Below are 14,216 nucleotides of genomic sequence, written 5' to 3'. Positions count from 1 at the left end.
TAAACCCTTTATTTCATTGTATGAGAACCATTATCAACTGTCAATGAATCTGAGAATCATTATCATAAAATAGTTGACAAGTAAGCCGATGCTCAGTAATATTAACCAAGTAAATGATAATGATTATCAATTGTTTACGGCATTCGCAAAGATAATGAAGACATCAAGAACAACCAGAGATCAGGAGGTCCCACATGTTTTCCCTTAATCGGTCATTTCGTCTGAAATCGGCGGCGCTGCTCGCCGTCGTCTTATTATTATCCGTCTGGCTGACGGCCTGCGGGCAGAAACCGGCAGCGCAGCCGGATACCAAACCCGGAAAAGCTGCAGCACCGGCCCAAGCGGACGGTAAGCGCAAAGTCAAGCATGCCATGGGCGAAGCCGAGGTTCCGGCCAACCCGCAGAAGGTCGTCATTTTGACCAACGAAGGGACGGAGGCGCTGCTCGCGCTCGGCGTAAAGCCGATCGGCGCAGTGCAGTCGTACACCGGCAATCCGTGGTTCGATCATATCAAAGCCGACATGGAAGGCGTTAAAGCGGTCGGCGGCGAGCAGCAGCCGAATCTGGAGCTGATCGCATCGCTCAAGCCGGATCTCATCATCGGCAACAAAATGCGCCACGAAAAAATTTACGACCAGCTCAAAGCCATCGCGCCGACCGTTTATTCGGAAACGCTGCGCGGCGAATGGAAGGATAACTTCAAACTGTACGCCGAAGCCTTGAACAAAAAAGCCGAGGGCGAGAAGATCATCGCCGCCTTCGACAAGCGGATCGAGGACTTCAAACAAAAAGCCGGCAGCAAGCTGAGCGAGAAAGTGGCCGTTGTCCGCTTCATGGGCGGCAAAACCCGTTATTACTACGGCAATATGTTTACCGGCGTGATCTTTAAGCAAATCGGCATTGCCCGCTCCGATGCCAAGAACGACGAGAAGGCGTTCGAGGACATTACGAAAGAACGGCTGACGGAGCTTGAAGCCGCCGACCGGGTCATTTATTTCACTTATGAGACCGGCGACGGCAAAGGAACCAAGCAGGAAGAGGAATGGATGAACGATCCGCTCTGGAAAAACTTGAAGGTCGTCAAGAACAATAAAGTGTTCAAAGTGGACGATGTCATTTGGAATACGGCGGGCGGCGTGAAAGCTGCCAACCTGATGCTGGACGGCTTGTACAAAATGTATGACGTGAAGCCTTAAGCACCCATAGCAACACCCGGACCGGCCGTCGAAGCAGACGGCCGGCTTTTTTGCATTCTGTAATTTATTGGTGCTATCCCCTTGGAAGTTCGTGTATAATGATGTCGAATATGTGGGGCAGGAGGAGCAACCAATGATTTCATTTGAAAGGCCGATGGGGATCGGTGCGATTTTGGACAGGAGCTTTCAGATCTACCGCAAGCATTTTACGGTGACGTTCCTGCTGATGCTGCTGTTTTTCGGCCCGATTTATCTTTTGCAAAACTTAGTGCTCTTCGATGTGAGCAGCGTTTCGCTCCTTCCGGAATCCGGGGAAACGATTGCCGATTCGCTTGACCGCTTCGCCGAAGCCAGCGGATCAGGCGACGAACTGCGTATAGGGTTGCTATTGTTTTCATTCTTGCTGATGCCATTATACATGCTGGCAGTGTTTCCGGCAGCGGTCTCGTCGCAGCTTCACCTGGTCCGTGCCGCGGCCGATGGAGCTTCCGTGGGCTTCAAGGAGCTGTTGAGAAGCTCATTTTCCCGTTATTGGCCGATAATAGGCAATACGCTGCTGTTCGGATTGATTCTCATGGGCGTGTATATGGCGGTCTCTATCGTTGTTGTGTTCGGGGTAATCATTGTTCTCGTAGTAACCGTGGGAATCGGCACCGGCATTACCGAGATCGGTTCCGACCCGTTCGGCAGCAGCATCGTGCTGGTTGTTTTGCTGGTTTTCTTGTATTTGTTTGTCGCGCTGCTGATGATGGCAGGGATCGGTTTTTTCGCCATCCGTTTCGGCTTTTATTTGCCGGTTATAGCGCTGGAGGGCGCCCCTTCGTCGTTAGGCCGGAGCTGGCGGCTGACCAGAGGGAACTTTTGGCGTATATTCGGTATTTACTTCGTCTTGTCGATCATTTACGGCGTCTTTATGATGGGGACTTATGCGCTGTTGATCGCGGTATTCAAATTGTCTCTGCTCGGCCAATTGATTTATATCGTGCTGACGCTGCTGATCACGCCGATCTATTTGATCCCTTATGCGGTGACGTACTTCGACTTGCGGGTGCGCAACGAGGGAGCCGATCTGGAGCAGATGCTTGCCGCCGGTCAGTCGTACGGGACATACAGCGGTCAGCCGGGAGAGGCGGGATATACGGGCGGTTCAACGCAACCCGGCGGCTCTGCCTATGCTGCGGAAGCCGGGGCAGGGCATGCTGTAGAGCCTGTGCAGACAGATAGGTTTGCGCAGGCTGTAGGGGCAGAGCGACCGGATAGGACGGCCCAAGCTGCTGCGGGAACCGTGCAAACGGACGAAGCGGCACGAGAGGCGGCAGCGGGGCACACGAGCGGAGCTCAGCAGGATCGGGCCGGATCTGTCGGGGAAGCCGTTCGCGCTCCGGGAATGAATACGTCTGACGGACAGGAAGACGGAAGTCCCGTGAACCCGTCGCCGGGACGCGAGTCTGCCGACGCCAACGGTTCGAAGGAGCCGGAGAAGAAAGATGAATAGCGACGATTGGAAAGCGGACAAAAAGCAGCTGGAAAGCATTCTGGAACGCGACGAGTATACGGCGTATTTGCAGGGCGACGGGCGGAACCCCGTCCTCGAGTGGCTGGAGCGGATGTGGCGGAAGGTGCTGGACTTGTTCCCGGACGTGTCCGCTCCGCCCGGTACCCCGAAGGTGCTCGCCTACGTCCTGCTCGGCATCCTGCTTGCCGTCCTTGTGGCGGCCATCGTTTGGCTGGTACGCAGTCTGATCCTTCTTCGCCGCAGCCGACGGCGCAGCGTGTTCCGCAGCGCCGCAGAGCTGGACCGCTCCTTCGCCGCATTGCTCCGGGAAGCGGAGGAATGCGCGGCGGAGGGCAACTATCCGGAGGCGGTGCGCCGGACGTTTCTGGCGATGCTTCTGCTGATGGACGAACGCGAATGGGTGCGGGCGGAGCGGTGGAAGACGAACCGCGAATATGCCGAGGAGTTGTACGAGCGGCAGCCGAGCGCGGTCGAGTCGTTCAAGCAGGCCGCTTCTTTGTTCGAGCTCGTCTATTACGGAGGCGGCACGGCGGGAGCGCACGAATACGGACGGATGACCGAGCTGTTGGCGCCGTACCGGCGGGAGGAGGCGGGCTATGCTTAAGCGGAACAAGCTGCAGATCGCTTTGGCGGTCAGCGTCGTCGCCTTTCTGCTGTTCGGATACGTTCTGGTAAAGCCCGATCTGCCGGATCTTCCCCCGTATTTGTCAACGTCCGCTGATCGTGACGGCACCAAAGCCGTGTTCACGCTGCTGAAGGAGCAGGGCGTACCCGTCAAGGCGTGGAAGCAGCCTTGGCGCTCGCTGCCAAGCGGGGGGCGCCAAAAGCTGATCGTCATTCAGCCTTATGCGCCACTGGCCGCCAAGGAATGGGAAGAGATCCGCACATGGGTAAGCGCGGGCAACGAGCTTGTGCTGTTCGATGACGCTCCGACAGATTTGGAGGCGTTCCCCCTCACGAGGACGGGACAGGCCGAATCGGGCCCAGCGGCGATCACCGACTTGACGAAGCAGTCGGGCGCAGGACATAGCGGGAAGGTCGCCTCCGCCTATCGTCTGAAGGAAGCGCCGGGCATGAAGCCGCTGCTGAAGGATGCGCGCGGCATTATTGCCGGACGCGCCGCGGTCGGACAGGGCAGCGTTACGCTGCTTCTCGTCCCGGACTGGATGCAGAACGATAGCATTTTGGAGCATTCGCATTTTGAGCTGATCCGGCCGTATCTGCAGACAAGCCCGGAGACCGGGGCGCTGTGGTTCGACGAGTATCATCACGGGCTTTACGAAAAACCGGGCCTGCTTGCGGTATATCCCGGCTGGCTGCTCGCCGTGCTGCTGCAGCTGACCCTGGGAGCGCTGCTGTGGCTCTGGATGAAGGGCGTGCGCTTCGGACCGGCTTACACGCCGCGCGAATGGACGGTCCGGCGCGGGGACGAGACGCTGCTCGCCGCCGCAGGGTGGTACGAGCGGCGCGGCCTGGCGCGGGAAGCGCTGGCGCATCAAGCGAGATATGTCCGCGGCCTCATGCGCGAGCGGTGGGGCGTACGCCTCGATGCGACCGTCACGCAGGCGCTTGCGGCGGCCAAGCCGCATTTAAGCAAGGAGGAGTTGGAGCAGCTCGCGGCGCTGATGCGAAGTTGGCAGGCCGCCGAGGAAGCGGCGGGCTATTCGCCGAAGCAGTTCGAGAAAGACAGCCGGATGGCCGATGGCGTGATCCGTAGACTGGAGAGGGAGTGAGCCGATTGCAGCAGTTGCTGGAACAGATGGAGAAGAGCGTGATCGGACAGCGGCACAATATACGTCTGCTGCTGACCGCTTTTTTGGCCGGGGGGCATGTGTTGCTGGAAGGAGTTCCCGGGCTAGGAAAAACGAAAATGGTACGCACGCTTGCCGAATTGACGGACGGTTCGTTCAGCCGGGTGCAGTTCACGCCCGATATGATGCCGAGCGATATTACCGGCAGCGTGATTTTCAATATGAAAGACAACGAATTCCAGACGGTGCGCGGCCCGGTCTTTACGAACCTGCTGCTGGCCGATGAGATTAACCGTACGCCTCCGAAAACGCAAGCCGCTCTGCTGGAAGCGATGGAGGAACGGCAGGTGACGATTCAGGGCACAACGTACCGTCTGCCCGATCCGTTCTTCGTCATCGCGACGCAGAACCCGGTGGAGTACGAAGGCACGTACCCGCTGCCTGAAGCGCAGTTGGACCGCTTTTTATTCAAACTGACCGTATCGTACCCGAATATGGAGTCGGAGCTTGCGATTTTAAAAGAACACGTTCCTTTCTTCGCCGCTGCGGAGAGGAAGGAGAACGCCGTGTTCTCGCTGGATCGTCTGAAGCAGCTTCGTGCGGAGCTGCAAGAGGTAGTCGTACAGGATAGTCTGATCGAATATATTGCCGTGATCGTCCGCAAAACCCGCGAAGACAAGCGGCTCTTGCTCGGCGCGAGCCCGCGGGCGGGGATTGCGCTCATGACAGCGGCCCGCGCCTGGGCGCTGCTGGACGGACGCAGCTTTGTCACGCCGGACGATATCAAGACCGTAGCCGTTCCGGCGCTGCGGCACCGTCTGCTGCTGACGCCGCAGGTTGAATTGGAGGGAGAGACCGGTGACCACTTCATCCAGGAAACGCTGGCGACGATTCCGGTCCCTCGCTGACGCGATTGAGAAGCGGCTGATCGTGCCGACGCCGCGCATGGCCCTGCTGACAGGCGCCGGAGCGGTTCTAGTAGGCGTGGGCTTTGCCGCCGGGAACGGGGCCGGAGCCGCCGTGCAGTGGCTGGTTTGCGGCGTACTGCTCGGTCTGAGCGCGCTCGATCTGTCGCTGCTTCCAAGGCGGCGCAGCTTGCGCGTCAGCCGCAGCCTGCCCGAACAGGCCGATATCGGGAGCCCGTTCGAGGTGACGGTGCGCGCGGAAGCCCCGCAGCTGATGTCGTTGAAGCTGACGGTCGCCGACGACCTGCCGCAGACGTTCCGTTCCCCGGCAGAGCCGTTGACGATGGCCTGGGAAGGGAAAACGGCGGAAATCCGCTACACGACGCAGGGCCGCGAGCGGGGAGAATATCGTTTTCGCTCGGTATGGCTCCGCCTGAGAGGGCGGATCGGGTTGTGGGAGAAGCAGGCGCGCGTGGAGCTGGAGCAGACGATCCGCATTTATCCCGATATGTCGGCGGTCCGCGGCATCTTATCTTCGATGCAAAATCAGCTGACGCTGGAAGGAAGGCGGATTTACCGGAAGGAGCGGTCCGGATCGGAGTTCCACGCGATTCGCGAATACGTCCCCGACGACGACCCGCGGTTCGTCAACTGGAGAGCGTCGGCGCGGTCCCGCACGCTGATGACGAACGTGTTCCGCCCCGAACGGGGCAAGGTCGTCACGATCCTGCTGGACTGCGGACGGATGATGGGGATTGAACTGGACGGCCGGACCAAGCTGGACGTGTCGCTCGAAGCGGCGCTGGCGCTGGCCGCCGTAGCGCTCAAGCAAGGGGATAAGGTGGGGCTGCTCGCCTTCTCGAGCCGGGTGAAAACGTATGTGCCGCCGGGCAGCGGACTTCTCCATCTGCAGACGCTGACGGCGGCGGTCTACAACCTGCAGAGCGATTTTGTGGAGGCGAGCTACAGCACGGCCCTGCAGCATTTGCTGCGCGTGCAAAAGAAGCGGAGCCTGACCGTCCTGTTCTCCGATATGGACAATTATATGTTCGAGGAGGGGTTGCGTCCGCTGCTGATGCGGCTGAAGCGCCAGCATCGGATTTTGCTGCTCGGGCTGCGGGATGAAGTGCTGCAGCGTTGGGCTTCGACCGAGACGGCGGGCAGGCGCCAGGCTTATGTGAAAAGCGTGGCGCACAAGTTCGCCGTCGACCGGCAAACGGTCGCTGCCGAGATGGCGGCCGGCGGGATCGACATCGTGGACGTTCCCGTCGGGCAGCTGGCTTGGACGGCGGTCAACCGGTATCTGGATCTTAAATCGAACGATTCGATATAGATTTCGGGGAGGAGAAGAGGTCCGCCGTCGTCGTCCCGGCTTCGTCCTTCGGGACGGCGCCTTCGGCCGCAAGTCGCTTATGCCTGCGTTCGTTCAAACGGCCGTAAGCGACATACAGCGCCAGGGCAATCAGTGTGGCGCCCGCGACGATATACTTCGTTTCCAGCGACAAGCCGGAAGGCGTAATATAGCCTTCGATCATCCCGGCGATGACGAACAGCGGAATCGTGCCGACCATCAGGAGCGCCGATTCCTTGACGGAGCGCAGAAGCATATATTTTCGCGTATACGGCCCGGGATTGATCATCCGGTAGCCCATATACAAGCCGGAGCCTCCGGCAATGAAGATGGCGGTCAGCTCGATGACGCCGTGCGGCAAAATGTACGCCCAGAACACGTAGCTTTTGCCGGACTGCCAAAAGACGGCGGTTAACGCGCCGATCAGGATGCCGTTGTAGAACAGCACGTAGACCGTCAGCAGCCCGAAAGTGATGCCGCTCACGAACGCAAGAACGGCGACCCGGATGTTGTTGGTCATGATGGATGTAGACATGACGGCGCTCTGCACTTCGCCGTGGTTTTTGCCCACCGCATCGGGATTGATGCCGTCGGCCATCTCGGGGGATACGAGCGCATACAAATTCAGCGGGTCCTGCCAGACGGCGGCGAAGCCGGACAGCGCTCCGACCATAAACAGCAGAAACGCCAGCGCAATGAACCGTCTGCGTTCCAGCACGTAGCCGATAAACCGGCGCTTGAAAAAATCGCCGAGCCGATGGGACGTTTTCCACTGTTCGGCATGCAGGGCATGGTGTGCCCGGGCTACGAGCTGATTGAGATAAAGCCCGATCTCGTCGCCGGGGTAGTACGTTTGCGCATAGGCCAGGTGAGCCGAGGCCGTTCGGTACAAGAAGGTCAACCGGTCGACCTGTGGCGCCTGCACCGTGCGACGTTTTTTCTCGAATAAGGCCAGCAATCCGTCGAGCTCGGTCCATACGGGCTTATGCTCGCGGATAAAACGCTGAATGTTCATGGGGTGGGACGATCTCCTTCCGTCTCTCGAATAGTTCAATATTACCACAAAAATGGAAAGAAGGAGCGGGGAAATGAACGAGGTGAATATCAGGGAAGCGTCGATCGTGACGCCGGAGCATGTCCGGCTCCAGTTTCGGACGGCGGGCATCGGCAGCCGGACAGCCGCTCAGCTCATAGACAATCTGCTGCTGCTGGCAGCCTTCGGGGCCATCAGCCTGCTGGTCGGTCTGATCCTGATGCTGCTGGACATCGGCCTGGACGATGCGCTTGGGGAATATGCGGCCGCTTTCCTGATCGTGCTTAGCTTTATATTGATCGGCTGCTACTACGCGTTGGCGGAATATTATATGGGCGGGCAAACGTTCGGCAAAAAATGGCTGGGCCTGCGCGTCATTCAGGAGAACGGCCAGCCGGTTACGCTGCTGTCGGCGATCATCCGCAACTTTTTCCGGTTGATCGATTTTCTGCCGTCCTTTTATTTTGTCGGCATGCTGTGGATGTTCTTCCATCCGATGGACAAACGGATCGGCGACCTGGCCGCAGGCACGCTCGTCATCCGGGATATGCAGCATGAGCGGCTCATCCTGCGCAAGCGGACCCGGAAGTGGCTGGACAAGAATCGCATTCGCCTGCCGTATGAGCTCAAGCTGTCCGAAACGTTCCGCTGCCGGATCGAGCGGGAAGATTGGCTGCTGCTGTCCACGTTCGTGGAACGCCTGCCTTCGTTGGATAAGTTCAAGCGCGAGGAGCTCTCCAGGCAGGTTGCCGAGCGGCTCGGAACCAAGCTGGAGCTGGAACGGGAGCTGTATGCGGCCCAGTCGACGGCTTTTTTGATCGAGCTTTACGTGCAGTTGTCGGAGGAATGGACGCTGTAAGCGAGGCGGGAAGTTTTTTTGCGTAGGGATGAATAAGGATGAAAAGGAGCATGCATACTAAAATGGGCTAAAGAAGAACCCAACCATTTCCAGAAAGCATGCCAAGGAGGAATTCCATCCATGTTCAACGCTACGCAGCAATTGAACCAATGCCAGCAAATGATTCAACAATTGATCCAGCAAACGGATCAAGCGAGCGCGAATTACCAGCGTCTGCTCCAGCAAGAGCAGCAAAATGCGCAGCAGCTGCAAATTTTGTCGCAGCGCGAGCAGCATGCGGTGCAAGTGATCCAAACGGCGCTGCAAGGCCACCAAACGGCGGTACAGCAAATGCAGCAAATGGCGCAAATCTGCAATCAGCTGGAGCAAACGGCCGCACAGTTGAATCAAGCAAGCTTTCAATCGCAGCAAAATCAAAACTTCGCCCGCGGCAATTTCTATCAATAATCGGGCGTAAGCGGACAGAGCCGATTTCCGGGAAGGGGCGGCTCTGTTTTTGTCGTTCGGGGAACGGTGCATAAGCGGATTTGACAAAAGTAACTGTTATTATTATAATTACAGTAAGCGAACGGAGAGAAGGGAGCCGCCCGGTGAACAGCGAATTTACGATTGCCGTCCACAGCCTCGTGCTGCTCGCCTATCGGCCGGATCATATGGCTACCAGCGATATGATCGCCCACAATGTGGATACGCATCCGGCCCGTGTACGCAAGGTGATGGGCTGTCTGCGCAAGCAGGGGTATGTGACGACGAAGGAAGGCAGCGGCGGAGGATTTGCGTTAAACTGCCGGCCGGACGAGGTCACGCTTGCCGAGATTTACCGCGCCACGTCGTTCGGTTCGATTAAGCCGTCCTGGTGCTCGGGGAATGTGGAGGAGGACTGCCTCGTCGCTTGCAATATGACCGAGGTGATGGATCATATATTCACGGAGGCCGAGGAGCAGATGCTGACGTACCTCCAGCGGCTGACGATTCAAGACGTGCTGGAACGCGTCCTCGCGAAGCAGCAGAGAAAGAGCTAATTTTTTTTAACGCAACTGTTATCAAAATAGTTTCAGTCGTTTCAGAGGCTTCATAACCGTTTAATGGTGTTAAAAAGGGAGGGTGATCAACATGGCAGCTGCAAATCATGGGCTGATTCGGGAAGGCGACTGGGTTAGCGGGACTTCCTGGAAGGACGAAAGATTTATCGGATACGTCGAATGGACGGATGGAAATGGCGCGCTGCGGGTTCGGATTACGCAATGCGACCGCGCCGAAGCGGTAGGCTTTGTGACGGAGGCCCGGCAGTCGAAAGTAACCCGGCTGCCCGAGCCCGACGGACTGCCTGCGGACGAAGCGGCACTGCACGACCTGATCGAGCTGGCGCTGCAGACCCGGGATCAGGCATGGTTTGAAGAATTGAGCGCCATGCTGCCCTCGGCGTCCGCGCAAGCGGCGGGAGGGCGGAAGCCGAGCCTTCCCGGACCGAGCGGGTGGAAGGCCCCGGCCTCCCGGTTTCCGTTCGGATTCAATATGGAAAATCTGCGTTAAACCTAAAAATTAAACGAAGGAGTGGTTGAGATGGCTATTGTCAATGTCAAAGATGCGGAGTTTAAGGATACGATTCAAGAAGGTGTCGTGCTGGTCGATTTCTGGGCGCCTTGGTGCGGTCCTTGCAAAATGATCGCCCCTATCCTTGAGGAGCTGAACGGCAAGCTCGGCGATTCGGTGAAGATCGCGAAGGTGAACGTGGACGACAATCCGGAAACGGCCGGACAATACGGCGTGATGAGCATTCCGACGCTGAAGCTGTTCAAAAACGGCGTCGAGGTCGGTACGCAAGTAGGCGTCCGTCCGCTGACGGAGCTGGAGTCTTGGGTGCAAGCGCAGCTGTAATGGTAACGATAAAAAGGCCCCTTCGGAAAAACGAGGGGCCTTTTGAGCTTGGTGAGAAGCAATAGAGTGTACGAGTGGGTGGGGTATCTACTTTCGGTCGCTCTTGTCTGCAGGAAATTTTTATTGGAAGCCGCTTAGCAGCGGGTATTTCCCGCAGACAAAGGCGATCGCTATCGCTCCTCCAGTAGATACCCCACCTACGTATGTTTCTCTATTTAAGACAAAAACCTCTTTTCAACACCTTGAGGCCCCTTCGAAAACAAGGGGCCTTTTGCTTTAGCTGGAGCCCCGATCTAGTCTTCCGAGTCGTCTCCGTAAATAAATCGCTCGACCTGTTGCAGCTTTTCTTCCGAGAGCGGGCCTGCGTTATCGAACGGGAGAATCGATGAGGCCGGCAGCTTCCACCGGACTTCCCGAACCGCAAGGGAGCGGCTGAATTCGCTCCAGTTCTCCAGCTTCCATGCATCCAGGGCTAAGCCTCTATCCCGGATGCGCCCCCGGTAATGCTGCTCGCCGGGAAGCGATACGAGGATCGCTTTGACATCCACGTCGTGCAGCGACGCGCCGATCCGCTGCAGTTCTTTCTCCGGCCATACCGGATCTTCGAGCTCCCGGGTAAACGGGCCGATGACGAAGGCGTTCACGCCGAGGTCCACATTCTCCAGGGCGGCGTCCATCGTGATGCGGTAGCCCAGATCCCGGCAGCGTATTTTGTAAACGTCGGAATCGCGGTCGTTCGGGTCAAGCCCGGAGAGGGTCATAATCGCCTCCGATGCGGGGCGGGACAAGGTGTCCATATCGAATAAGGCCGCATGGCGTCTGCGGGCCAGGGCTTTGGCCAAGGTCGTCTTGCCCGCGCCGGCGGGACCCAGGAAAAATACGAGCTTGCGCATGTCATGCCTCCTGTCCGTCCGATGTCATGCCTTGCAGTCCTGATCCTTCTGCAATCTATGGTATCATAAAAACGGAAGGCAACGGTAACGGCCGATTGTCTTTAACAAGATACGGATTATTTAGGGTGCAATTGGCGTAGCATTCAAATAAATGGAATTTTGGGGATACAGGGTTTACGAAACGATGCGCTTATACTATAATAAAAATCACAAGTAAACAGTTTTGCTGTGAGAAGATGAGAACAGCCATCGTCCAAAGTGGAGCTTTCCACATTTCGGATCATGGCTGTTTTTTGTCTTATCCTGGAAAGGAGGGGCTCTTCATGCAAGGGCTCGGGTGCAAAACTTATTGACCTATGATCAATTTAAACGGGGAAGTCTTTCTTTAAAGCGAATGTTTGAAAGGGTTTACAAAACAAAACATAATGCCGGGAGGTAGGCCGATGACTCCGTTTATGGGAGAATTGCTGGGGACGATGCTTTTAATTTTATTCGGCGATGGGGTATGTGCCGGAGTGAGTCTGAACAAATCCAAAGCGCAAAATTCGGGCTGGATTGTCATTGCGATGGGCTGGGGGCTCGCGCTCGCCATTGCGATTTTTGCGGTCGGCCGGATCAGCGGCGCGCACTTGAATCCCGCCTTTACCGTCGGGCTGGCCATGGCCGGACAATTCCCTTGGGAGAAGGTCCCGTCCTATATTGCCGCGCAGTTCATCGGGGCGTTTTTGGGAGCGTGTCTCGTATGGCTGCAGTACTTGCCGCACTGGAAAGCGACCGAGGATACCGGGGCGAAGCTCGGAACCTTCGCGACAGGACCTGCCATCCGCAGCCCGTTCGCGAACCTGATCAGCGAAGTGCTGGCTACGTTTATTCTGTTTGTCTGCATTTTGGCGATCGGCGCCAACAAATTTACGGACGGCTTGAACCCGTTTGTCGTCGGCTTCCTGCTGGTCGGCGTCGGTCTTTCGTTCGGAGGAACGACCGGCTACGCGATGAATCCGGCCCGCGACCTAGGTCCGCGCATCGCGCATGCGGTGCTGCCGCTCGGGAAGAAGGGATCTTCGGACTGGGGCTATGCCTGGATTCCGATCGTCGGTCCGCTGGTCGGCGGTTCGCTCGGAACGCTATTTTATTATGCGGTTTTCGGAAGCTGACGCATAGGCTACATGTATATCCAACATTTTAACTATACAGGAGGGCATCATCATGGATAAAAAATATGTGCTTGCGCTCGATCAAGGAACGACCAGCTCGCGCGCCATTTTGTTCGATCATAACGGCAGTATCGTCGGCTCCGCGCAAAAAGAATTTACGCAAATTTATCCCAAGGCCGGGTGGGTCGAGCATGACGCGATGGAAATTTGGGGAACGCAAAGCGGTGTTGCGCGCGAGGTGCTGGAAAAGGTAGGCGTACGCCCGCAGGAAATAGCCTCGATCGGAATTACCAACCAGCGGGAGACGGCGGTCATCTGGGACAAAAATACGGGAAGACCGATTCACAACGCCATCGTCTGGCAGGATCGCAGAACGGCCGAATTTTGCGACGAGCTGAAGGAGAGAGGCTTGGAGTCTTACATCCGTGAGAACACGGGGCTCGTTGTAGACGCTTACTTCTCCGGAACGAAAATCAAGTGGATGCTGGACCACGTCGAAGGGGCGAGGGAAAAGGCGAACCGCGGAGAGCTGCTGTTCGGCACCGTCGATACTTGGCTCATCTGGAATTTGACGCGGGGGAAAGTGCACGCGACGGATTACACGAACGCATCCCGTACGATGCTCTATAACATCAAGCAGCTCTGCTGGGACGAAAAGCTGCTGCAGGAACTGGACATTCCGCATTCGATGCTGCCGGAGGTCAAGCCGTCGGTAAGCGTATACGGCTCCACCGATCCGCATACGTTCGGCGGCGCGGAAATCCCGATTGCTGGCGTGGCGGGAGACCAGCACGCGGCGCTGTTCGGACAAACGTGCTTCGAATCGGGGATGGCGAAAAACACGTATGGCACCGGCTGCTTCATGCTGATGAATACCGGCACGAAGGCCGTCGAATCGAAATCCGGGCTGCTGACGACGATCGCCTGGGGCATGGACGGCAAGGTGGAATACGCGCTGGAAGGAAGCATCTTTATCGCCGGTGCGGCAGTCCAATGGCTGCGCGACGGGCTGAAGCTGTTCGACTCGGCGTCGGATTCCGAGTATTACGCGAGCAAAGTGAAGGACACGGACGGGGTCTATGTCGTGCCGGCCTTCGCGGGACTCGGGGCGCCATATTGGGATATGTACGCCAGAGGCGCGATTTTCGGCTTGACGCGCGGAACGAAGAAGGAGCATCTCATCCGGGCTACGCTGAATTCGCTGGCCTACCAAACGAAAGACGTATTAGGGGCAATGGAGATCGATTCCGGCCTGAAGCTGCAATCGCTGCGGGTCGACGGCGGGGCGACCGCAAACAACCTGCTGATGCAATTCCAGGCGGACATTCTCGGGGTTGCCGTACAAAGACCGCAAATTACCGAAACGACTGCGCTTGGCGCCGCTTACATGGCGGGAATCGCCATCGGCTTCTGGGATAAAGCGGAAATCGCGGCGCGCGCCGGTTCGGACACCGTATTCGAGCCGGGCATCGACGAACCGACCCGTGCGAAATTGTACCGGGGCTGGAAAAAAGCCGTGGATCGTACGATGCTGTGGGAGAAAGACGAAGAATAAGCAGTGACCGGGCCGTGTTGTGGCATCCTTCTTCAGGAGAAGGGCCGCAGCACGGTTTCGCTTGTTTTCCGGTCCCCGACGGGGTATGTTAAAAAGGATCGTAACGTCTGCACTTGAAGAGAATT

15 protein-coding genes are annotated in these 14,216 nt (G+C 57.5%); 13 read left to right on the top strand and 2 right to left on the bottom strand.

Annotated elements, in window-relative coordinates:
• Positions 1-194: 194 nt before the first annotated feature.
• The 6 genes from KQX66_RS07615 to KQX66_RS07590 all read left to right on the top strand — a co-directional run bounded on the left by KQX66_RS07615 (position 195) and on the right by KQX66_RS07590 (position 6,701).
• Entirely contained in the window at positions 195-1,196 is a 1,002-nt protein-coding gene (locus tag KQX66_RS07615) for an ABC transporter substrate-binding protein (RefSeq protein WP_216791605.1), read from the top strand.
• 133 nt (positions 1,197-1,329) lie between these two features.
• Positions 1,330-2,691 (top strand): DUF7847 domain-containing protein, encoded by a 1,362-nt coding sequence (locus tag KQX66_RS07610; protein ID WP_216791603.1) that lies wholly within the window; start codon positions 1,330-1,332, stop codon positions 2,689-2,691.
• Positions 2,684-3,316, top strand: coding sequence for a DUF4129 domain-containing protein (locus KQX66_RS07605; protein ID WP_216791601.1), 633 nt, complete (start codon positions 2,684-2,686; stop codon positions 3,314-3,316). The genes KQX66_RS07610 and KQX66_RS07605 overlap by 8 nt, the downstream gene beginning before the upstream one ends.
• A complete protein-coding gene (locus tag KQX66_RS07600; RefSeq protein WP_216791598.1) occupies positions 3,309-4,445 on the top strand; it encodes a DUF4350 domain-containing protein in 1,137 nt (378 codons plus the stop codon). The genes KQX66_RS07605 and KQX66_RS07600 overlap by 8 nt, the downstream gene beginning before the upstream one ends.
• 5 nt (positions 4,446-4,450) lie before the next feature.
• Positions 4,451-5,371 (top strand): AAA family ATPase, encoded by a 921-nt coding sequence (locus KQX66_RS07595; protein ID WP_216791596.1) that lies wholly within the window; start codon positions 4,451-4,453, stop codon positions 5,369-5,371.
• Positions 5,322-6,701, top strand: coding sequence for a DUF58 domain-containing protein (locus KQX66_RS07590; RefSeq protein WP_308647180.1), 1,380 nt, complete (start codon positions 5,322-5,324; stop codon positions 6,699-6,701). Before KQX66_RS07595 ends, KQX66_RS07590 begins: the two co-directional genes overlap by 50 nt.
• Here KQX66_RS07590 and KQX66_RS07585 read toward each other — a convergent pair.
• Positions 6,679-7,734, bottom strand: coding sequence for a stage II sporulation protein M (locus tag KQX66_RS07585; protein ID WP_216791594.1), 1,056 nt, complete (start codon positions 7,732-7,734; stop codon positions 6,679-6,681). The two genes, KQX66_RS07590 and KQX66_RS07585, sit on opposite strands and share 23 nt — an antisense overlap.
• A gap of 73 nt (positions 7,735-7,807) precedes the next feature.
• Here KQX66_RS07585 and KQX66_RS07580 point away from each other — a divergent pair, with 73 nt between their 5' ends.
• The 5 genes from KQX66_RS07580 to trxA all read left to right on the top strand — a co-directional run bounded on the left by KQX66_RS07580 (position 7,808) and on the right by trxA (position 10,489).
• Positions 7,808-8,611 (top strand): RDD family protein, encoded by an 804-nt coding sequence (locus KQX66_RS07580; RefSeq protein WP_216791592.1) that lies wholly within the window; start codon positions 7,808-7,810, stop codon positions 8,609-8,611.
• A 120-nt stretch (positions 8,612-8,731) separates the two neighbouring features.
• Positions 8,732-9,058 (top strand): hypothetical protein, encoded by a 327-nt coding sequence (locus KQX66_RS07575; protein WP_216791590.1) that lies wholly within the window; start codon positions 8,732-8,734, stop codon positions 9,056-9,058.
• Between the two features lie 143 nt (positions 9,059-9,201).
• Positions 9,202-9,633 carry an RrF2 family transcriptional regulator gene (locus tag KQX66_RS07570; RefSeq protein WP_010497602.1) on the top strand — a complete coding sequence of 144 codons (432 nt, stop codon included), beginning with the start codon at positions 9,202-9,204 and terminating at the stop codon, positions 9,631-9,633.
• 91 nt (positions 9,634-9,724) lie between these two features.
• The gene (locus KQX66_RS07565) at positions 9,725-10,144 is read left to right on the top strand and encodes a hypothetical protein (protein WP_216791588.1); all 420 of its coding nucleotides are present in this window, start codon (positions 9,725-9,727) and stop codon (positions 10,142-10,144) included.
• A gap of 30 nt (positions 10,145-10,174) precedes the next feature.
• Positions 10,175-10,489, top strand: a complete 315-nt coding sequence (gene trxA, locus KQX66_RS07560; RefSeq protein WP_216791586.1) for a thioredoxin — start codon at positions 10,175-10,177, stop codon at positions 10,487-10,489.
• 293 nt (positions 10,490-10,782) lie between these two features.
• On the opposite strand, the gene KQX66_RS07555 is transcribed toward trxA, so the two are convergent.
• Positions 10,783-11,382 carry a P-loop nucleotide/nucleoside kinase family protein gene (locus tag KQX66_RS07555; RefSeq protein WP_216791583.1) on the bottom strand — a complete coding sequence of 200 codons (600 nt, stop codon included), beginning with the start codon at positions 11,380-11,382 and terminating at the stop codon, positions 10,783-10,785.
• Positions 11,383-11,825: 443 nt separating this feature from the next.
• On the opposite strand from KQX66_RS07555, the gene KQX66_RS07550 reads away from it, so the two are divergent.
• Together KQX66_RS07550 and glpK are read left to right on the top strand one after the other, a co-directional pair.
• On the top strand, positions 11,826-12,536 hold the full coding sequence (locus tag KQX66_RS07550; protein ID WP_054977575.1) for an MIP/aquaporin family protein: 711 nt from the start codon (positions 11,826-11,828) through the stop codon (positions 12,534-12,536).
• A gap of 52 nt (positions 12,537-12,588) precedes the next feature.
• Positions 12,589-14,091 carry a glycerol kinase GlpK gene (gene glpK, locus KQX66_RS07545; RefSeq protein WP_216791581.1) on the top strand — a complete coding sequence of 501 codons (1,503 nt, stop codon included), beginning with the start codon at positions 12,589-12,591 and terminating at the stop codon, positions 14,089-14,091.
• Positions 14,092-14,216 lie beyond the last annotated feature (125 nt).

Source organism: Paenibacillus oleatilyticus, from assembly GCF_018998565.1.
GTDB classification, from domain to species: domain Bacteria; phylum Bacillota; class Bacilli; order Paenibacillales; family NBRC-103111; genus Paenibacillus_G; species Paenibacillus_G oleatilyticus.
This window is presented reverse-complemented; position numbering and strand designations above follow the sequence as displayed.